Origin of the sequence: Immundisolibacter sp. (assembly GCF_050250495.1) — a bacterium.
Classification (GTDB): domain Bacteria; phylum Pseudomonadota; class Gammaproteobacteria; order Immundisolibacterales; family Immundisolibacteraceae; genus Immundisolibacter.
Genome location: NZ_JBFWOM010000007.1, coordinates 20,945 through 40,650, shown reverse-complemented (window position 1 = coordinate 40,650; position 19,706 = coordinate 20,945). Strand labels below are relative to the sequence as shown.

19 protein-coding genes are annotated in these 19,706 nt (G+C 68.7%); 17 read left to right on the top strand and 2 right to left on the bottom strand.

Features of this window, described 5'->3' with window-relative positions; genetic code table 11:
* The first annotated feature begins 20 nt into the window (after positions 1-20).
* The 9 genes from AB7F93_RS06985 (at position 21) to phoU (ending at position 8,811) form a co-directional block, all read left to right on the top strand.
* Positions 21-704: a dienelactone hydrolase family protein gene (locus AB7F93_RS06985; protein ID WP_428302171.1), complete on the top strand. Its 684-nt coding sequence runs from the start codon at positions 21-23 to the stop codon at positions 702-704.
* Between the two features lie 74 nt (positions 705-778).
* A complete protein-coding gene (gene phoB, locus AB7F93_RS06980) occupies positions 779-1,468 on the top strand; it encodes a phosphate regulon transcriptional regulator PhoB (RefSeq protein WP_428302170.1) in 690 nt (229 codons plus the stop codon).
* A 19-nt stretch (positions 1,469-1,487) separates the two neighbouring features.
* The gene (gene phoR, locus AB7F93_RS06975) at positions 1,488-2,792 is read left to right on the top strand and encodes a phosphate regulon sensor histidine kinase PhoR (protein WP_428302169.1); all 1,305 of its coding nucleotides are present in this window, start codon (positions 1,488-1,490) and stop codon (positions 2,790-2,792) included.
* A 139-nt stretch (positions 2,793-2,931) separates the two neighbouring features.
* Complete coding sequence (locus AB7F93_RS06970) at positions 2,932-4,194, top strand: putative porin (RefSeq protein ID WP_428302168.1); 1,263 nt, start codon at positions 2,932-2,934, stop codon at positions 4,192-4,194.
* A gap of 49 nt (positions 4,195-4,243) precedes the next feature.
* On the top strand, positions 4,244-5,260 hold the full coding sequence (locus tag AB7F93_RS06965) for a PstS family phosphate ABC transporter substrate-binding protein (RefSeq protein WP_428302167.1): 1,017 nt from the start codon (positions 4,244-4,246) through the stop codon (positions 5,258-5,260).
* Positions 5,261-5,380: 120 nt separating this feature from the next.
* Positions 5,381-6,307 carry a phosphate ABC transporter permease subunit PstC gene (gene pstC, locus AB7F93_RS06960; protein WP_428302166.1) on the top strand — a complete coding sequence of 309 codons (927 nt, stop codon included), beginning with the start codon at positions 5,381-5,383 and terminating at the stop codon, positions 6,305-6,307.
* A complete protein-coding gene (gene pstA / locus AB7F93_RS06955; protein ID WP_428302165.1) occupies positions 6,307-7,227 on the top strand; it encodes a phosphate ABC transporter permease PstA in 921 nt (306 codons plus the stop codon). Before pstC ends, pstA begins: the two co-directional genes overlap by 1 nt.
* A gap of 11 nt (positions 7,228-7,238) precedes the next feature.
* The gene (gene pstB, locus AB7F93_RS06950; protein ID WP_428302164.1) at positions 7,239-8,051 is read left to right on the top strand and encodes a phosphate ABC transporter ATP-binding protein PstB; all 813 of its coding nucleotides are present in this window, start codon (positions 7,239-7,241) and stop codon (positions 8,049-8,051) included.
* A gap of 16 nt (positions 8,052-8,067) precedes the next feature.
* Positions 8,068-8,811 carry a phosphate signaling complex protein PhoU gene (gene phoU / locus AB7F93_RS06945; protein WP_428302163.1) on the top strand — a complete coding sequence of 248 codons (744 nt, stop codon included), beginning with the start codon at positions 8,068-8,070 and terminating at the stop codon, positions 8,809-8,811.
* Positions 8,812-8,868: 57 nt separating this feature from the next.
* Here phoU and glnD read toward each other — a convergent pair whose 3' ends face one another.
* Both glnD and map read right to left on the bottom strand, forming a co-directional pair.
* Positions 8,869-11,556 (bottom strand): [protein-PII] uridylyltransferase, encoded by a 2,688-nt coding sequence (gene glnD, locus AB7F93_RS06940; RefSeq protein ID WP_428302162.1) that lies wholly within the window; start codon positions 11,554-11,556, stop codon positions 8,869-8,871.
* Positions 11,553-12,323, bottom strand: coding sequence for a type I methionyl aminopeptidase (map, locus tag AB7F93_RS06935; RefSeq protein ID WP_428302161.1), 771 nt, complete (start codon positions 12,321-12,323; stop codon positions 11,553-11,555). Before map ends, glnD begins: the two co-directional genes overlap by 4 nt.
* 219 nt (positions 12,324-12,542) lie before the next feature.
* On the opposite strand from map, the gene rpsB reads away from it, so the two are divergent.
* From rpsB to rseP, 8 genes are all read left to right on the top strand, one after another.
* The gene (gene rpsB / locus AB7F93_RS06930; RefSeq protein ID WP_428302160.1) at positions 12,543-13,274 is read left to right on the top strand and encodes a 30S ribosomal protein S2; all 732 of its coding nucleotides are present in this window, start codon (positions 12,543-12,545) and stop codon (positions 13,272-13,274) included.
* 138 nt (positions 13,275-13,412) lie between these two features.
* Entirely contained in the window at positions 13,413-14,288 is an 876-nt protein-coding gene (gene tsf / locus AB7F93_RS06925) for a translation elongation factor Ts (RefSeq protein ID WP_428302159.1), read from the top strand.
* Positions 14,289-14,294: 6 nt separating this feature from the next.
* Positions 14,295-15,026: a UMP kinase gene (pyrH, locus tag AB7F93_RS06920; RefSeq protein ID WP_428302158.1), complete on the top strand. Its 732-nt coding sequence runs from the start codon at positions 14,295-14,297 to the stop codon at positions 15,024-15,026.
* Positions 15,027-15,039: 13 nt separating this feature from the next.
* On the top strand, positions 15,040-15,597 hold the full coding sequence (gene frr / locus AB7F93_RS06915; protein ID WP_428302157.1) for a ribosome recycling factor: 558 nt from the start codon (positions 15,040-15,042) through the stop codon (positions 15,595-15,597).
* Between the two features lie 9 nt (positions 15,598-15,606).
* Positions 15,607-16,353, top strand: coding sequence for a polyprenyl diphosphate synthase (gene uppS / locus AB7F93_RS06910; protein WP_428302156.1), 747 nt, complete (start codon positions 15,607-15,609; stop codon positions 16,351-16,353).
* A complete protein-coding gene (locus tag AB7F93_RS06905) occupies positions 16,346-17,152 on the top strand; it encodes a phosphatidate cytidylyltransferase (RefSeq protein WP_428302155.1) in 807 nt (268 codons plus the stop codon). The genes uppS and AB7F93_RS06905 overlap by 8 nt, the downstream gene beginning before the upstream one ends.
* 2 nt (positions 17,153-17,154) lie before the next feature.
* Positions 17,155-18,330, top strand: a complete 1,176-nt coding sequence (locus tag AB7F93_RS06900; RefSeq protein WP_428302154.1) for a 1-deoxy-D-xylulose-5-phosphate reductoisomerase — start codon at positions 17,155-17,157, stop codon at positions 18,328-18,330.
* Positions 18,327-19,682 carry an RIP metalloprotease RseP gene (rseP, locus tag AB7F93_RS06895; protein ID WP_428302260.1) on the top strand — a complete coding sequence of 452 codons (1,356 nt, stop codon included), beginning with the start codon at positions 18,327-18,329 and terminating at the stop codon, positions 19,680-19,682. Before AB7F93_RS06900 ends, rseP begins: the two co-directional genes overlap by 4 nt.
* Positions 19,683-19,706: the final 24 nt, after the last annotated feature.

Genomic DNA, 19,706 nt, shown 5'->3' with positions numbered 1-19,706 from the left:
CTCACCCCAGGAGCACGCCCATGTCAGGCAAGGACATCACCGTCAAGGCAGCCGATGGTTCTTTCTCGGCGTATCTGGCCACCGCCGCCGGCAAGCCGGCGGGCAGCGTGGTGGTCATCCAGGAAATCTTCGGCGTCAACAGCCACATCCGCTCGGTGTGCGACCTGCTCGCCGCGGCGGGCTTCAACGCGCTGGCGCCGGATCTGTTCCATCGCAGCGAGGCCGGCGTGCAGCTGGGCTACGGTGAGGCGGATTTCGGGCGCGGCTTCGAACTCATGAAGGCGCTCGACCACGGCAAGGCGCTGTCCGATATCGATGCCTGCATCGCCGACCTGCGCGCCCACGGCGGCAAGGTGGCGGTGCTCGGCTTCTGCATGGGCGGGCTGCTGAGCTTTCGCAGCGCGGCGAATCTGAACCCCGACGCGGCGGTCGCCTATTACGGCGGCGGCATCGTGAACTTCGTCGGTGAGGCGGCCAGCATCGCCTGCCCGATCCAGTTCCACTTCGGCGAGAAGGACCACTTCATTCCGCTGACCGATGTGGACAAGATTCGCGCCGCCATCGCGGGCCTGAAGGAAAGCGAGCTATACGTGTACCCGGCCGACCACGGCTTCAACTGCGATCAGCGGGCAAGCTACGACGCCACGGCCGCCCGGCTCGCCTGGCAGCGCAGCGTCGATTTCCTGCGTCGGCACCTGGCTTGAATGTGACAGGGTGTCACTCATCTGCAACAAAACCATCGCCCAATACCGCGGTTATTGCTTGCCAGCGGGCGCCCATGACCACACGCATTCTGATCGTCGAAGACGAGCCGGCCATCTGCGAGATGCTCACGTTTGCGCTTGCCGACAGCGGCTACCGCTGCGAGGTGGCCGGCGACGTGCGCCGCGCCCGCAGCCTGGTGGCGGACAGCAACCCGGACCTTGTGGTGCTGGACTGGATGCTGCCCGGCCAGAGTGGCATCGAGTTTGCTCGCGAGCTCAAGCGCGACCCGGGCACGCGTGACATACCGGTGATCATGTTGACCGCGCGCACGCAGGAGGTGGACGTGGTCACCGGCCTTGACGCCGGCGCTGACGACTACATCACCAAGCCGTTCTCGCCGCGGGAACTGGCGGCGCGCATCAAGGCCGTGCTGCGCCGCGCGTCGCCGCACGCGGCCGGCGCGGAGCTGGCGGTGGATGGCCTGCGCCTGGACCCGGTCGGCCACCGCGTGCTGGCCGATGAAGGGGAACTCAAGGTCGGTCCGACCGAGTTTCGCCTGCTGCAGTTCCTGATGGGCCACCCGGAGCGGGTATACAGTCGCGGCCAGCTTATCGACCAGGTGTGGGGCCGCAACGTGTATATCGAGGAACGCACCGTGGACGTGCACGTGCGCCGCTTGCGCGAGGCGCTGGCGCCGGCCGGCAAGGACCGGCTGGTGCAGACCGTGCGCGGGGCCGGTTACCGGCTGTCCGCCAAAGACTGAGCCCGTGGTTCGCGGTGCAGTGGCCGAGACCGCCCTCGGCGGTGGGCTGCTGGCCGCGGGCGCGCTGCTGGGCTGGACGGTCGGCGATGCCGGCGGTGGCTTTGGGCTGGGCCTGCTCGGCTACGTCGGCTGGCACTTGCGCAACGTGCTGCGCCTGACGCTGAGTCTGCGTAGCGATCGCGACGTACCGGAATCGATCGGCCTGTGGGGCGATCTGTTCGAACGCCTGTACCGGGCGCGGCGCGAGGCCACCGTCACCCGCCGGCGTCTGGCGCAGATCGTGCAGCGGTTCGAGGAATCGAGCGCGGCGCTGCCGGATGCCGCGGTCGCGCTCGGCGACCACGGCGGCATCGACTGGTGCAACGAGGCCGCCCAGCGCCTGCTCGGGCTGCGCACGCCGCGCGATCTTGGTCAGCGCATCACCAACGTGGTGCGCGACCCTGCGTTTGCCGGCTATTTCAGCGGCGAGGGCGATCGCGCCGCGGGCGTGGAGTTCTCCGCCCCGCGGGACGATCGGCTCATCCTGCACGCGCAGATCATCGCCTTCGGCCAGGGCCGCCAGTTGCTGCTGGTGCGTGACATCACCCAGGGCAGACGCCTTGAGCAGGTGCGGCGCGATTTCGTTGCCAATGCCTCGCACGAGCTGCGTACGCCACTGACCGTTGTGTACGGCTTCCTCGAAACCCTGACGGCGGACGCGGGCGAGTTGCCGGAGCGCTGGCGCCGCCCGCTCGATCTGATGACCCAGCAGACGCTGCGCATGCAGCGCATCATCGACGACATGCTGATGCTGGCGCAGCTCGAAGGCGACAGCCGCCGGCACACAGAGACTGACGTCAACGTGCCGAACCTGCTGCAGCAGATTCGCAGCGAGGCGATTGCCCTCAGCGGCGGGCGCCGCCACCGGGTGGAGGTCCACGCGGACCCGCAGCTGTGGCTGCGAGGCAATGAGACCGAGCTGCGCAGCGCGTTTGCCAACCTGGTCGGCAATGCCGTACAGCACACGCCGGACGGCAGCCTCATCACCGTGCGCTGGGGATTGCTGGATGGCTGTCCGGTGCTGGCGGTGCAGGACAACGGCGAGGGCATCGCGGCCGAACATCTGCCGCGTCTTTCCGAGCGCTTCTACCGGGTGGACGCCAGCCGTTCGCGGGCGCGCGGCGGCACCGGGCTCGGGCTTGCCATCGTCAAGCACGCGCTGGCCCGCCACGACGCCGAGCTGCTGATCGAAAGCCAGGTCGGTGTGGGCAGCACGTTCCGTTGTGTGTTCCCGGCCGCGGCCACGCGCCGCAGCGCGTCTGTCACCGAAGCGTCACGCATGTAACAGCGTTGTCACAAACAGTCGTGACACTTCTCCCTCGACAAGCGCGCGGCATGGGGTCGCGCGCTGGGCTTGCCGAACCACGGCGGGCCGATCCGGAGTGGCGGCAACGTCGCTTCGCCTCGCGCAAGGGAGACATCGAATGCGTCCTGTTACTGCCCGAACCGCCGGCCTTCTGGGTGGCCTGCTGCTGGCCGCCGCCCCGGCGTTTGCCGGCACCGTCGATCAGAAGCTGCTCGACATGCTGCTGGCCAACGGCTCCATCAACGCCGCCCAGCACGCCGAGTTGACCGGCGATCTCGCCACGGAGCAGCGCAAGGCCGCCCGCGCCGACGCCAAGCAGGTCAAGACCGAGGACATGGTCGCCCTGCAGCAGAAGCTCGGCTGGGCCATGAACACGCAACTGCGCGGCGACGTGCGCGCCCGCTACGAGAACGTGCATATCGAGGACGAGCCGGACACCGGCCGCGATCAGGACCGTCAGCGTATCCGCGCACGCATCGGCGCCTTCACGCAGGTGAACCCGGAGGTCGAGGCCGGCATCCAGATCGCCACCGGCAGCAGCGACGATCGCCGCTCCACCAATCAGAGCCTGGAGGGCGCGTTCAGCAAGAAGTCCGTGTGGCTCGACCTGGGCTATATCGACTACCACCCGCTGGCGGTGCCGGGCCTGAAGGTGTTCGGCGGCAAGATGAAGCAGCCGTGGGTGAGCCTGGGCGACATCATCTGGGACGGCGACACCAACCCCGAGGGCGCCGCCGCCAGCTATAGCCGCAAGTGGGGCATGACTGAGCTGTTCGGCAGCGGCGGCTACTTTGTGCTCACCGACAACGTGGACGGCGACGGCCGCCAGTTCGAGCACGACCTGCGCCTGTACTCGGGCCAGATCGGCACCCGCTTCTACCCGGGTGACAGCTTCAAGGTCACGCTCGGCGGCTCGGTTTACGCCTACGACAACGATGACGAGGTGACCGCGCTGCGCGCCAACGGCAACAACCAGAACGAGTTCCGGTTGCTGGAAACCTTCGGCCAGTTGGACGTGATCGGCCTGCCGCTGCCGCTGTCGGTGTATGGGCAGTTCGTGCAGAACACGGCCGCGACCGGCGTCGACGCGGATCAGGATCAGGCCTGGCTGGTGGGTGTGATGACGCGCCTGTTCGACGTCGGCATCGACTACAACTACCGCGACGTGCAGCGCAACGGCGTGGTCGGCGCGTTCACCGATTCCGACTTCGCGGACGGCTACGTCGGCTCGCGCGGCCACAAGCTGAAACTGCGTTACGACATCAACAAGAACTTCGCCTTCACCACCACCTACTTCATGGCGGAATCCGACGTCGCCAGCCGATTCACCGACGATGCCAGCGTCAACCGCCTGCAGGTGGACCTGGAAGCCAAGTTCTGAGGCGCCGGGCGACTATCCACACCCTGAACCCAACACGGGAGTTCGAGCAATGAAATCCGTTTCCGAATCCATCCAGGCGACACTGCGCGCGGCCGGCATCCTGGCCGCGCTGGGCGGCGCGGCGAGCGCCGTGCAAGCCGCCGAGCTGATCGAAATCGACGGCTCCAGCACCGTGTACCCGATCACCGAGGCGGTGGCCGAGGAGTTCCAGATCTCCGGCGGCGGTGGCGCCCAGGTCACGGTCGGCATCTCGGGCACCGGCGGCGGCTTCAAGCGCTTTTGTCGCGGTGAGACCGACATCTCCGACGCCTCGCGGCCGATCCTGCGCGACGAGATGGTCGCCTGCGCCCAGGCCGGCGTGAAGTACTACGAGCTGCCGATTGCGTACGACGCGCTGACCGTGGTGATCAACAAGCAGAACGACTTCGTCGACTACCTGACGGTGGCCGAGCTGAAGAAAATGTGGGAGCCGGCGGCGCAGGGCAAGATCACGAGCTGGAAGCAGATTCGCGATTCCTTCCCGGATGTGCCGCTCAAGCTCGCCGGCGCCGGCGCGGATTCCGGCACGTTCGACTACTTCACCGAGGCGGTTGTCGGCAAGGCCAAGTCCTCGCGCGGGGACTACCAGGCGTCCGAGGACGACAACGTCACGGTGCAGTTCGTGTCCCGCGACAAGGGCGCCATCGGCTATTTCGGTCTGGCCTACTACGAGGAAAACAAGGACAAGCTGAAGGCGGTGCCCATCAAGGCCACCGAAAGCGCCCCGGCCGTGCTGCCGTCACTGAAGACCGTCAACAACAGCAGCTACCAGCCGCTGTCGCGCCCGATCTTCATTTACGTGAAGGCGAAGTCCCTGCAGCGCCCGGTGGTGCGGCAGTTCGTGGAGTTCTACCTGCAGGAAGGTGCGGAACTGGCCAAGGAAGTGGGCTACGTGGATCTGCCGGCGAGCGCCTACACGCTGGCGCTCGACAACCTGAACGCCGGCAAGCTTGGCACCGGTTTTGGCGGCACGCCGGAAGTTGGCCTGCACGTCGAGGACCTGCTCAAGCGCGAAGGCAAGCTGTGATCGTGACGTGGCGGCGGCGGGCTGCGTGCGGCCCGCCGCTGCCACAGTTTTTTTGCGGCAGGCGCATCGGGTAAAGTCCGCCGCCCCGGACGCCGCCGACCGATCGAAGATCAAACACCCATGACCGCCGCGTCCACCGCCGTACCGAGTCGTCGTTTTGCACGCCGCGCGCTGCGCCACTGGGGCGAGCGGCTGATCGAGGGCGTGCTGTTCCTGGCGGCCCTGTCAGCGGTCGCCGTGACGGTCGCCATCGTGGGCATCCTGCTCTACGAGTCGGCTGCCTTCTTCGAGCACGTGCCGCTGAAGGACTTCCTGACCGACACGCAGTGGACCATCATGTTCGCCGACAAGCATTTCGGCGTACTGCCGCTGCTGGCGGGCACGCTCACCACCACCGGCGTGGCGCTGGCGCTGGCCATCCCCGTGGGCACGGTGGCGGCAATCTACCTGTCCGAATTCGCGGGTCATCGCACGCGCGAAATCGTGAAGCCCACCCTGGAGTTGCTGGCCGGCATCCCGACCGTCGTGTACGGCTATTTCGCGCTGCTGATGGTGACCCCTGCGCTGCAGTGGTTCATGCCGGATCTGCCGGGCTTCAACATGCTGGGTCCCGGCCTGGTGATGGGCATCATGATCATCCCGTACGTGAGTTCCGTGGCCGAGGACGCCATGCGTGCCGTGCCCATGCACATGCGCGAGGGCTCCTACGCCATGGGTGCCACGCGGTTGCAGACGGCGCTCAAGGTGGTGGCGCCGGCCGCCACGTCGGGCATCGTGGCGGCGTACATCCTGGGCATTTCGCGCGCCGTGGGCGAGACCATGGTGGTGGCGGTTGCCGCCGGCCAGCAGCCCAATTTCACGTTCGACCCGCGCGAGTCGGGCGCGACCATCACGGCGTTCATCGTGCAGGTGGCGCTGGGCGACCTGCCGCACGGCAGCCTCGAATACCAGAGCATTTTCGCCGTGGGGCTGGTGCTGGTGCTGCTCACGCTGTTCTTCAACGTGCTCGGGCACCTGGTGCGCAAGCGCTTCCGGGAGGCCTACTGATGGCACATGACGCGCAAACCGTGCGCGGCCTGGTGGCGCGCGCGAAGTACTGGGACCAGGTGTTCGTCATCATCGGGCTGATGAGCCTGATGGTGGGCGTGCTGACGCTGGCCGTGTTGCTGGTCGGGCTGATTCAGGACGGCGCCGGGCGGCTCGACTGGAGTTTCTTCAGCAGTTTCCCGTCGCGCCGCGCCGCGCGCGCCGGCATTCTGAGTGCGCTGGTCGGGTCGAGCCTCGTGATGCTGGTGACGGCGCTGGCGGCCATCCCGCTTGGCATCGCCGCCGGTGTCTACCTTGAGGAATACGCGAAACGCAGCTGGATTACCGAGATCATCGAGATCAACGTCACCAACCTCGCCGGCGTGCCGTCCATCGTGTACGGCCTGCTGGCGCTCGGACTTTTCGTGTACGGGCTCGGTTTCGGGCAAAGCATCCTGTCGGCGGGGCTGACGCTGGCGCTGCTGATCCTGCCGGTGATCATCGTCGCCACGCGCGAGGCCATTCGCGCCATCCCTGGCAGCATCCGCGAGGGCGCCTACGCGCTCGGTGCCACGCGCTGGCAGACGGTGCGCGACCACGTGGTGCCGTACTCGACCGGTGGCATCCTGACCGGCGTGATCATTGGCCTGGCGCGCGCAATAGGCGAGACGGCGCCGATCATCACCATCGGTGCGCTGACGTTCATTGCCTTTCTGCCGCCGGCGCCGGTGGGCGGCGAGTTCCCGTTCATTTCCTTCGAGTGGCTGCGCTCGCCGTTCACGGTGATGCCGATCCAGATGTTCAACTGGCTGTCGCGCCCGCAGGCGGCGTTTCAGGAAAATGCCGCCGCCGCCGGCGTGGTGCTGGTGGCGCTGACGCTGCTAATGAACGGCGCGGCGATCTGGCTGCGCCTGCGCTATCGGAAGCGGATCAAATGGTAAGGGAGGCGGTCATGGACATGTCGTCCGGCGTGGCGGGCGCGCAGGCAGCGGAGCTGGCCATGCCGGCGCTGAAGGCACAGGCGCGCGACCTCAATTTTTTCTACGGCGACATGCAGGCGTTAAAGCGCGTCAACCTGCCGGTGGCGGATCGCCAGGTGACGGCGCTGATCGGCCCGTCGGGCTGCGGCAAGTCGACCTTCTTGCGCTGCTTCAACCGCATGCACGACCTGTACGACGGCAGTCGCTACGACGGCCAGATCGTGTTCCAGCCGGACGGCGTGAATATCCTCGACCGGGCGGTGGACCCGATCGAGGTGCGCATGCGCATCGGCATGGTGTTTCAGAAACCGAACCCGTTTCCGAAGTCGATTTTCGAGAACGTGGCCTACGGGCTTCGCGTGCGGGGTGAGCGCAGCCGGCGCGTGATCGCAGAGAAGGTCGAGGCGGCACTGCGCGACGCCTCGCTGTGGGACGAGGTGAGCAACCGCCTCGACGACATGGCGTTCGCGCTCTCGGGCGGCCAGCAGCAGCGCCTCTGCATCGCCCGCGCGCTGGCCACGGAACCCGAACTGATGCTGTTCGACGAGCCCACCTCGGCGCTCGACCCCATCGCCACCGCCAACATCGAGGAGCTGATCCACCGCCTCAAGGCCAAGGTGACCATCCTGATCGTGACGCACAACATGCAGCAGGCGGCGCGCGTGTCCGATTACACCGCCTTCATGTACCTGGGCGAGCTGGTGGAGTTCGGTGACACCAACCTCATCTTCACCAACCCCAGGTCGAAGCGCACGGAAGACTACATCACCGGCCGTTACGGCTGACCGCGGGGGCACTGCCATGACACTCGGCAAGGACGACATCGGCCACCACATCTCGCAGCAGTACAACCAGGACCTCGAAAACCTGCGCAGCCACGTACTGCACATGGGCGGGGTGGTGGAGCGCCAGATAGCGGACGCCATCACGGCGCTTGAGGAAGGCGATATGCAGCTCGCCGCGTCGGTGGTCGGTGGTGACCTGCAGGTCAACGCGCTGGAGCTGAATCTCGACGAGGAGTGCAGCCGCATCCTGGCGCGCCGCCAGCCGGCGGCCGGGGACCTGCGTCTGATCTTCGCCGTCATCAAGACCGTGACCGATCTTGAACGCATCGGCGACCAGGCCGAGCGTGTGGCGCGCACGGTGCTGGAACTGGCCAAGGTGGAGCCCGGCCGTTCGCGCCCGCCGATGCGCCACATCGGCGACCTGGCGCGCCGCCTGCTGAACAAGGCGCTCGACGCGTTTGCCCGCATGGACGTGACGGCCGCGCTCGAAGTCGAGCGCGAGGATCTGGCGGTGGACCAGGAGTACGAGGCGATCCTGCGCCAGCTGGTCACCTACATGATGGAAGACCCGCGCACCATCACCTGGGCGCTGAACCTGGTGTGGGCGGCGCGGGCGCTGGAGCGCATCGGCGATCACTCCAAGAACATCGCCGAATACGTGATTTACCTCGTGCAGGGCAAGGACGTGCGCCACGTCAGCATCGAGGAGCGCGAACGCCAGGTCCGGCAGGCCGCCGACGGCCTGCCGCCGTCGGCGTGACGTCCGTCCCGGCAGACAGCGCGTGTTCGGCCGCGGCGGTACGCGGCTGAAGCCCGCTCAGGCCGCCTGATCGTCCAGACGCCGGGCGAGCTGCTCGCGCAGTTGATCGAGCCGGGCGGCGTCGGTGACGGCGCGGCCCGCCGTGTCGGTCACGAAAAACGCGTCCTCGGCGCGCTCGCCGTAGGTGTTGACGCGCGCGTTCTGCAACACCAGTTCGCACTCGGCAAACGCCTGCGCCACCTGCGACAGCAGGCCCGGCCGGTCCTTGGTGATGAGTTCGACCACCGTGCGGTCGCGCCCGAGATCGGTCGCGAACGACACCTCGGTCGCCACGCGAAACGCCTTTTGCTGGCGGCTGATGCGCCGCCCCGGCGGCAGCAACGGCAGCGTGTCGCCGACCAGCACGTCGCGCAGCGCAGCGCGAATGTCGCGCCGGCGCGTCGGGTCCGAAATAGGCTCGCCGCTGAGATCGCTCACCAGAAAAGTGTCGAGCGCGTAGCCGTCGCGGCTGGTGTAGATGCGCGCGTCGACGATGTCGAGCGCGAGGCGGTCGAGCGTCGACGTGATCGCCGCGAACAGGTATTTGCGGTCACGCGTGTAGACCATCACGCCGGTGCTGCCGCGGTCCGGAAAGTCGCGCGTTGCCACCACCGTCGGATGGTCGCCGCGCGCGCGCAGGATGTGCTTGGCGTGCCAGGCGATTTCCTCGGCCGTGAAGCGCAGGAAATAGTCGTCGTCGAGGCGGTCCCAGAACTGCCTGCACTGTCCAGCGTCAACCGGCTCGCCCGGCAGCAGTTCGGCGGCGCGATGGCGCACGTCGAGCGCCTGCTCGCGGGCGTCGATGGGGCTGCCGAGACCGCGCCTGAGTGCGCGTCGCGTTGCCAGGTACAGCGCAGACAGCAGCGAGCCCTTCCAGGAGTTCCACACCGTGGGGCCGGTGCCGCGCATGTCGGCCACCGTCAGCAGGTACAGGTAATCGAGGTGCACCTGGTCGCCGACGGTGGCGGCGAAGCTGCGAATCACTTCCGGATCGCCGATGTCCTGCCGCTGCGAGACCTTGCTCATCAGAAGATGCTGGCGCACCAGCCAGGTCACGAGCCGGCTGTCGAGTTCCGACAGGCGATGCAGGCGGCAGAACGCGTAGGCCTCGTGGCTGCCGAGGTCCGAGTGGTCGCCGCCGCGACCCTTGGCGATGTCGTGGAACAGCGCCGCGAGGTACAGCAGCTCCGGCTTCGGGATGTTCGGGAACACCTGGTAGCCGAGTTCGAGCGCCGGAATCTGCTCGTCCGGGAACGCGTAGCTGCGCGTGTTGCGCAGCACGAACAGGCTGTGCTCGTCGACCGTGTAGACGTGGAACAGGTCGTGCTGCATCTGCCCCACCACGCGCCCGAAGGCCGGGATGTAGCGCGCCAGCACGCCGTAGCGGTGCATGCGCTGCAGCTCGTGGCCGATGCCGTGCGGCTGGCGGATGATTTCCATGAACAGGCTGGCGCTGCGGATGTCGGCCCGAAACGCGTCGTCGATCAGGTGCAGGTGCTTGCGGATCAGGCGCACGGTGCCGGCGCGCACGCCGCGCACGTGGTGGCGGTGCTGCTGCAGCAGCAGGAAGATTTCCAGCAGCGCGAACGGGTAGCGGCGGAACACGCGCTCGTCGCGCACCTCGATGAAGTCCTTGCGAATCTGGAAGCGGCTGTTGAGCGGCACCGCCCGGTCGCTGCGCCGGGCGAGCAGGATTTCTTCCTCGAAGTGCGCGAGCAGCATCTCGTTCAGGCGCGACAGGCCCTTCACGGTGCCGTAGTAGCGCTTCATGAACTGCTCGACCGCCAGGCTCTCGTCGCTGTCCTCGTAGCCAAAACGGCGTGCCAGCTCGCGCTGCTGGTCGAACAGCAGGTGGTCGTGCTTGCGCCCGGCGAGCAGGTGCAGGCCGTTTCGCACCTGCGTCAGGAATTCCTGGCCGTCGACGAGCTGCTGGTACTCGTCCGGCTCCAGAAACCCATGGTCGACCAGCTCGTGCAGCGTGCGGGCGCCGAAGTGCCGCTTGGCCACCCAGCCGATGGTGTGGATGTCGCGCAGCCCGCCCGGGCTTTCCTTGACGTTCGGTTCGAGCTTATAGGCGGTGGCGTCGAACTTGTTGTAGCGCGCCTGCTGCTCGGCGAGCTTGGCGGCGAAGAACTTGCGTGTTGGCCAGATCTGCCCCGGGCCGGTCCGCCGTGCGAGCTGCTCGAACAGCGCCGCGTTGCCGGCGAGGTAGCGCGCCTCCATGAGCGCGGTGGCGATGGTGACGTCGCGCCGCCCCTCGTCCACGCACTGGCGCAGACTGCGCACGCTGGCGCCGACGTCGAGCCCGGTGTCGTACAGCAGCGTCACCAGACGCGCCAGTTCGTCCGACACGCGCGTGATGTGGTCGGCGCGCGGGGCGAGGATCAGGATGTCGACGTCCGAGCAGGCGTGCAACTCCCCGCGTCCGTAGCCCCCCACGGCGACCAGCGCCAGCGTGTGTGCCTGTGGCAGGTCGGCGACCCGCGCCGCCCAGATGCGCTGCAACAGGACGTCCACGAAGGCAGTGCGCGCCTGCACGATCGGCGCCCCCGCCGGGTGCCGGTCGTAATACGCGCGAAGCTGGTCAGTGAACTGTTGGTGCAGATGCCGGCAGGTCGCGGCATTGACGCCGTGCGCGTCGAGCAGGGCGTTCACGCGGTCCGCATCGAACAGCGGCGCGCCGGCGGCGGGCGGCGGCGCGTTCACGGCCGCGTCTCGCCGTCTCGCAGCGTCAGCACCTCGACGCCCGTTTCCGTGACCAGCACCATGTGTTCCCACTGCGCCGACAGGCTGTGATCCTTGGTGACCACGGTCCAGCCGTCGGCCAGCAGCTTCACGTGCCGCTTGCCGGCGTTCAGCATGGGTTCGATGGTGAACACCATGCCGGGGGCGAGCGTGAGCCCGGTGCCGGGAATGCCGTAGTGCAGTACCTGCGGCTCCTCGTGGAACTGCCGGCCGATGCCATGCCCGCAGTACTCGCGCACGATCGAGTAATTGCGGGCCTCGGCGTAGGTCTGGATGGCGTGTCCGAGATCGCCAAGCCGCATGCCCGGGCGCACCTGGTCGATGCCGACCCACAGCGCCTCGTAGCTCGTTTCGCACAGGCGGCGCGCCTGGATGGACGGCTCGCCCACGTAGAACATGGCGCTGGTGTCGCCGTGGTAGTCGTCCTTGATGACGGTGACGTCGACGTTCACGATGTCGCCTTTCTTGAGCGGCTTGTCGTTCGGGATGCCGTGGCAGACCACGTGGTTCACCGACGTGCAGATCGACTTCGGGAAGCCGTGGTAACCGAGCGGCGCCGACGTGCCGCCGAGCACCTGCGTCGTGTGCTGCTCACAGATGTCGTTCAGTTCGTCGGTGCTGATGCCCGGCTGCACGTGCGGGCCGATCATCTGCAGCAACTGCGCGGCCAGCCGACCGGCCACGCGCAGCGCCTCGATTTCTTGCGCGGTCTTGATGGAGACGGTCATGGCTCTGGGGAGCGGCACCCGGCGCAAGGCCGGCGGCGCGTGGGGCGGCAGCGATCAAAAGGGGCCGGACTGTAGCAGCCGGCGCGCGCGCCGGTAAACCGGCTGATTGTGGCTCCCGCCGATCAGTGCTATAAAACGCGCCCCTTATTGGCGGGCAACCGTCCACGGTCGCCGGTTCTGTGGCGGCCTCACCCCAGGAATTTCGGAGCGTTTTGGCTTATGGCAGCAGTTTCCATGCGCGACCTGCTGGACGCGGGCGTCCACTTCGGTCACCAGACCCGCTATTGGTCGCCGGCCATGGCCCCGTACATTTTCGGGGCGCGCCAGAACATCCACATCATCAACCTCGAACACAGCCTGCCCATGCTGCGGGACGCCATGAACGTCCTCGGCAAGATCGCCGCCAAGGGCGGCACGGTGCTGTTCGTCGGCACCAAGCGGCAGGCGCGCAAGCTGGTGGAGCAGCACGCCACCGCCTGCGGCATGCCGTATATCAGCTACCGCTGGCTGGGCGGCATGCTCACCAACTACCGCACGGTGCGCAAGTCCGTCGACCGCCTGATCGACCTTGAGACGCGCATCGAGCTCGGCCGCACGGCGGATCTGAGCAAGCGGGACCTGCAGTTGCTGCACCGCGAGCGCGACAAGCTGGCGCGCAGCGTCGGCGGCATCCGCACCCTGAAGGGCATGCCGGATGCGTTGTTCGTGATCGACACCGGCTACGAGCACATTGCCGTCGACGAGGCCAACCGCCTGGGCATTCCGGTGATCGCCGTGGTCGACACCAACAACCGCCCGGACCGTATTGATTACGTCATCCCGGGTAATGACGATTCGATCCGCGCCATCGACCTGTACCTGGGTCAGGCGGCCGAAGCGATCCAGAACGGCCGCGCGGCGCTGGCCGCCGGCGGCAGCGACGAGTTCGTCGAAGTCGTCGAGGTCAGCTGAGCGGGCGCGGCGAGGCGGCCCGGCCGCAAGCGCACGCGTCATCACATTACTTTATGAAAAGAGGGGCTCGTCCCCTCTTTTTTTGCTCGGGTATCCGGCACGATCATCGCCACCTACCCGCAATCGAGGGCACCTGACATGAACATTTCGGCAGCACTGGTCAAGGACATGCGCGAGCGCACCGGGCTCGGCATGATGGAGTGCAAGAAGGCGCTCACCGAGGCCGGAGGCGACATCGAGGCGGCCATCGATCTCATGCGCAAGGCCGGCGCTGCCCGCGCCGACAAGAAGGCCGGGCGCACCGCCGCCGACGGCGCCATCATCCTGTCGGCGAGTGCCGACGGGCGCACCGTCGCGCTCACGGAGGTCAACTCGGAAACCGACTTCGTGGCCAAGGACGCGGGTTTTCTCGCCTTCGCGCAGGCCGTCGGCGCGCGCGTGCTCAGCGACGCCCCGGCCGACGTCGAGCAGCTGTCGGCGCTCGCGCTCGACGGCGCCACGGTCGAGGAAACCCGCCAGCAACTGGTGGCCAAGATCGGCGAGAACATCCGCGTGCGCCGCTTCGTGCGCCGGCAGGCCCAGGCGGGCGTGATCGGCAGCTACCTGCACGGCTCGCGTATCGGCGTGCTGGTGGAGCTCGAAGGCGGTGATCTTGCGCTGGCGCGCGACATCGCCATGCACGTCGCTGCGAGCCGCCCGCTGTGCGTGTCGGCCGCCGAGATCCCGGCCGACGTGCTGGCGCGCGAGAAGGAAATTTACGACGCCCAGGCGGCGGAATCCGGCAAGCCGGAGGACATCCGCGCCAGGATGGTCGAGGGCCGCATCCGCAAGTACGCGGCGGAAGTCACGCTGCTCGGCCAGCCGTTCGTGAAGGACCCGGAAACGACCGTCGAGCAGTTGCTCAAGAAGGCCGGCGCCAAGGTGCTCGGCTTCGAGCGTCTTGAGGTCGGCGAGGGCATCGAGAAGCAGGCCGACGACTTCGTCGCCGAAGTGATGAAGCAAGCCCGGGGCTGATCCCCCATGGCCGGCTCGCCGCCCCCCTACAACCGCATCCTGCTCAAACTCAGCGGCGAGGCGCTGGCCGGCGGCAAGCCGCACGGCTTCGACCGGCCGGCCATGCAGGCGGTGGCCGATGAGTTGAAGCCGGTGCTCGACGCCGGCGTGCGCGTCGGCCTCGTGGTCGGCGGCGGCAATCTGTTCCGCGGTTTGCCGGCGGCGGCCGAGGGCGCCGACCGCGCCACGGCCGACTACATCGGCATGCTGGCCACGGTAATGAACGCGCTCGCCCTGCACGAGGTGCTGCAGGCGAGCGGCATCGCCGCGCGCGTGATGTCGGCGTTGCCGGTGACCGGCGTTGCCGAAGCCTACGTGCGCGTCAAGGCGCTGCGGCATCTGGAAGTCGGCCGCGTGGTGCTGTGCGCGGGCGGCCTTGGCAACCCCTACTTCACCACCGACACCGCGGCCTGCCTGCGCGCCATCGACATCGGCGCCGACCTGATGCTGAAGTCGACCAAGGTCGACGGCGTGTACGATGCCGACCCGCAGCGCCATCCGAACGCCCGCCGTTTCGAGCAGCTCGACTACGACGAGGTGCTGGCGCGGCATCTGGGCGTGATGGACGCGACGGCCGTGGCGCTGGCGCGCGAGCACGCGCTGCCGGTGCGGGTGTTCGACATGAACAGCCGCGGCGCGCTGCTGCGTATCGTGCACGGCGAGTCGATCGGCACCCTGATGGCGCCGACCGGGGCTTGAGCGGAGGCAATCGATGATCGACGACGTGCGCAAGGACGCCGAGCAACGCATGGGCAAGAGCGTGCATGCACTGGCCGAGGCGCTGAAGAAGATCCGCGCCGGCCGCGCGCATCCGGGCCTGCTGGATCAGGTGCACGTGAATTATTACGGCGCCGACACGCCGCTGCGTCAGCTCGCCAACGTGAGCGCCGAGGACGCGCGCACGCTGCTGGTGGCGCCGTTCGACAAGAGCACCGTGAACGCCATCGACAAGGCCATCCGCGAGTCGGACCTGGGCCTGAACCCGTCCACCGCCGGCATGGTCATCCGCGTGCCGCTGCCGGCGCTCACCGAGCAACGGCGCAAGGACCTCATCAAGGTGGTGCGCGGCGAGGGCGAGGACTGCCGGGTCGCCATCCGTAACGTCCGCCGCGACGCCAACAGTTCGCTCAAGGACCTCGAAAAGGAAAAGCTGATCTCGACCGACGACCTCGCCCGCGGCGAGGCCGACATCCAGAAGCTGACCGACCGGTTCGTGGGCGAGGTCGAGGCGCTGCTCTCGGCCAAGGAAGCCGACCTGCTGGACGTCTGAGCGGGCGGCATGAGCACGTCCGACGCCAGCCTGCCGCGGCACGTCGCGGTCATCATGGACGGCAACGGCCGCTGGGCGCGCCAGCGCCACCTGCCGCGCGTGGCCGGTCACCGCATCGGTGCCCGCGTGGTGCGGCGCATCACCGAGGACTGCGCCCGCCGCGGCATTGGGCACCTGACCCTGTTCGCCTTCAGCAGCGAGAACTGGCGCCGCCCCGAGGACGAGGTGTCGGTGCTGATGGAGCTGTTCGTGCGCGCACTGCGCGACGAGGAGCTGCGCCTGAAGGAAAACGACATCCGCCTGTCGGTGATCGGCGAGCGTTCCGCGCTGCCTACGCGCCTGCAGGACGCGATTGCGCGCGCCGAGGCCAACACGGCCGATTGCCGCGGCCTGCATCTCAACGTCGCCGCCAACTACGGTGGGCAGTGGGATCTGGTGCAGGCGGCAAGGTCGCTTGCCGCCGCCGCCGCGAGCGGCGCGCTCGACCCGGCGAGCATCGACGAGGCGAGCTTCAACGCGCGCCTGGCACTCGGCGCGGCGCCGCCGGTCGATCTGCTGATCCGCACCGGCGGTGAGCTGCGCATCAGCAACTTCCTGCTCTGGCAGCTTGCCTATGCCGAGCTGTACTTCACCGACACGCTGTGGCCGGACTTCGATCACGCCGCGCTCGACGCCGCACTGACCTGGTACGCCGGGCGCGAGCGCCGCTTCGGGCGCACCGGCGAGCAGGTGCAGATCGGCGGCACCGGTGCCTAGGACGCGCCTGCTCACGGCCGTCGTGCTGCTGCTGCTGGCCGTGACGCTGGTGTGGCGGGGCACGCTGCCGTGGCTGCTTGGCGTGTTCGCCGCCATCACGCTGCGCGCCGCCTGGGAGTGGGCGGCGCTGTGCCCGGCGCTGGCGGGGGCTCGACGCGGCTGGCTGCTGGCGGTGCTCGCGCTCGCCCTGGTCGGCCTGTACGCGCTGCCGGCGAATCTGGCCCCACTGATGCTCGCGGCCGCGCTCGTCTGGTGGGCGGTGGCGTTCGGGCTCGTATTGCGCTACCCCGCGCTGCCGGCCTGGACAGGCCGGCCGCTGCCGCAGGCGGCCGTCATCGTGCTCGCGCTGGCTGGCGCCTGGCTGGCGCTGGCGCAGCTGGCCGACGGCCGTCGGCCGCTGCTGCTGCTGTGTCTGGCGCTGGTGTGGGCGGCAGACAGCGCCGCCTACGTGGTCGGCAAGTTGCTTGGCCGGCGGCGACTGTGCCCCCAGGTGAGCCCCGGCAAGACGGTCGAGGGTCTCGCAGGCGGCCTGGCCGGCGCGGCGCTCACGGGACTCGCGGCCGGCGCGCTGTGGCGGCTGGACGGCGTCGCCATCGCGGCGCTGGTTGCACTCACGACGATCTGTGCCGGCGTGTCGGTGGTCGGCGACCTGACCGAGAGCCTGTTCAAGCGCCGCGCCGGCGTCAAGGACAGCAGCCACCTGCTGCCGGGCCACGGCGGCGTGCTCGATCGCATCGATGCGCTGATTGCCGCCGCGCCGCTGTTCGCGCTCGCCGCGCCGCTGCTGGTGAGGGCCTGACCATGCGCGGCGTGGCGCTGCTCGGGGCGACCGGGTCGATCGGCGACAGCACGCTCGCCGTGCTGGCGCTGCACCCGGATCAGTACCGGCTCGAAGTCGCCGCCGCGCGGCGCAACGTGCGGCGCATGCTCGATATCTGCCGGCAGTTCCGGCCGCCGGTGGCGGTGCTGACCGACCCCGAGGCTGCCGCCGAACTGCGCCGGGCGCTCGGTGATGGACCGACGCGGGTGCTGACCGGCGCCGCTGCGCTGGAACAGGTGGTGCGTGCTGCCGAGGTGGACGTGGTGGTGGCCGGCATCGTCGGCGCGGCGGGGCTCGCGTCGTCCCTGGCGGCGGCCGAGGCCGGCAAGACGCTGCTGCTCGCCAACAAGGAAGCGCTGGTCATGGCGGGTCCGCTGTTCATGGCGGCGGTGCAGCGCGGCGGGGCGACGCTGATCCCGATCGACAGCGAAACCAACGCCATGTTCCAGTGCCTGCCGGGCTACCGCTGCGGCGAGCCGGCCACCGAGCACGGCGTGCGGCGGTTGCTGCTGACCGCCTCCGGCGGGCCGTTCCTGCGCGCGTCAGCGGCCGACATGGCGGGCGTCACGCCCGACGAGGCCTGCGCCCACCCGCGCTGGGTCATGGGGCGCAAGATTTCGGTCGATTCGGCGACGCTCATGAACAAGGGCCTCGAAGTCATCGAGAGCGCGTGGCTGTTCGCCTTGCCCGGCAGCGCCATCGAGGTGGTGGTGCACCCGCAAAGCGTGGTGCATTCGCTGGTGGAATACTGCGACGGGTCGGTGCTGGCGCAGCTGGCAAGTCCGGACATGCGGGTGCCGATCGCCCACGCGCTGGCCTGGCCGCGGCGCCACCGCTCGGGGGCCGGCACGCTGAGCCTGTTCGATGTGGCGCGCCTCGATTTCGAACCACCGGACCGGTCGCGCTTCCCGTGCCTCGACCTCGCCTACCAGGCGCTAGCCACTGGCGGCACCGCGGGCGCGGTGCTGAACGCGGCGAACGAAGTCGCGGTCCAAGCGTTTCTCGACGGTCGGCTCGGCTTTACCGGCATCGCGGTGGTGGTGGACCACACCCTGAACGCGCTGCCGGCCGCGCCGGCCGACAGCCTCGATGCGATTCTCGCTGCCGACGGGGCGGCGCGCCGCATCGCGCTTGCAAAGGTGACCGCTCAATGTTGAACGTGCTGTGGTCGGTCGGCGCCTTTCTGGTCGCCATCGGCGTGCTGGTCAGCGTGCACGAGTACGGCCATTTCTGGGCCGCGCGCCGGGCCGGCGTGAAGGTGCTCCGTTTTTCGATCGGCTTCGGCAGGCCCCTGTGGCGGCGCACGGACCGGCACGGTACGGAGTTCGTGATCGCCGCCCTGCCGCTCGGCGGCTACGTGAAGATGCTCGACGAGCACGAGGCGCCGGTTCCGGAAGCCCAGCGCGAGCAGGCCTTCAATCGCAAGCCGGTGACGGCGCGCATGGGCGTGGTGGCGGCCGGCCCGCTGGCCAACCTGCTGCTCGCGTTCGTGTTCTATTGGGCCATGTTCATGGTCGGCACCTACGGCCAGCGCCCGCTGGTCGGCGAGGTGCTGCCGGATACCCCCGCGGCGGCGGCCGGGTTTCGGGCCGGCGATGCGCTGCGCGCCGTGGACGGTCGCCCGGTGCGCACCTGGGAAGACGCGCTGCTGCGCCTGATGCCGGCGGCCATCGACGGGCGGCGGGTGTCGGTCGACGTGGCTACCGACAGCGGCACCCAGACCCGGACGCTGGACCTGTCCGGGCTCGACTACCGCGCCGAGGATCCGGACGTGATGCGCCACGTCGGGCTTGCCTGGCGCGGGCCACGCATCGTGCCCGAAGTGGGCGACGTGATCGCCGGCGGCGCTGCCGCCGCGGCCGGCATCGTCGTGGGTGACGTGATGCTCGCCGTCGATGGCGAGCCGCTCGTCGACTGGGGGGACTGGGTGCGCGTGGTGCGCGAGCACCCGCAGCAGCCGCTGCGGCTTCGCCTGCGCCGCGCCGGCAGCGAGCTCGACATCACCGTCACGCCGCAGGCGGTGGACGAAGACGGCCAGCGCATCGGCCGGGTTGGTCTTGCGCCCAAGCGTGCCACGGTGGCGTTCGACGATTACTACCTGCGCCTGCGCTACGGGCCGCTCGACAGCGCCGGCGCGGCGCTCGGCAAGCTGCGCGACATGACGGTGCTCACCGGCGAGGTGATCTGGCGCATGCTCACGGGCGACGCCTCCAGCCGCAACATCAGCGGGCCGCTGTCGATCGCCGAGTTTGCAGGGCAAAGTGCGCGCCTAGGGGCGGCGCAATTCCTGTCCTTCCTCGGGCTGGTGAGCCTGTCGCTCGGGCTGCTCAACCTGCTGCCGGTGCCGGTTCTGGACGGTGGGCACTTGCTGTACTATGCGGCCGAATGGGTACGGGGCCGGCCCCTGCCGGAGCGGCTTCGGGTGCTCGGCCAGCAGGTGGGGCTGGCGGCACTGCTGGCGCTCACCGTGCTGGCCTTCTACAACGACATCACGCGCCTCCTGTTTTGACCCTGACTGCGGGCCGCGGCCCGC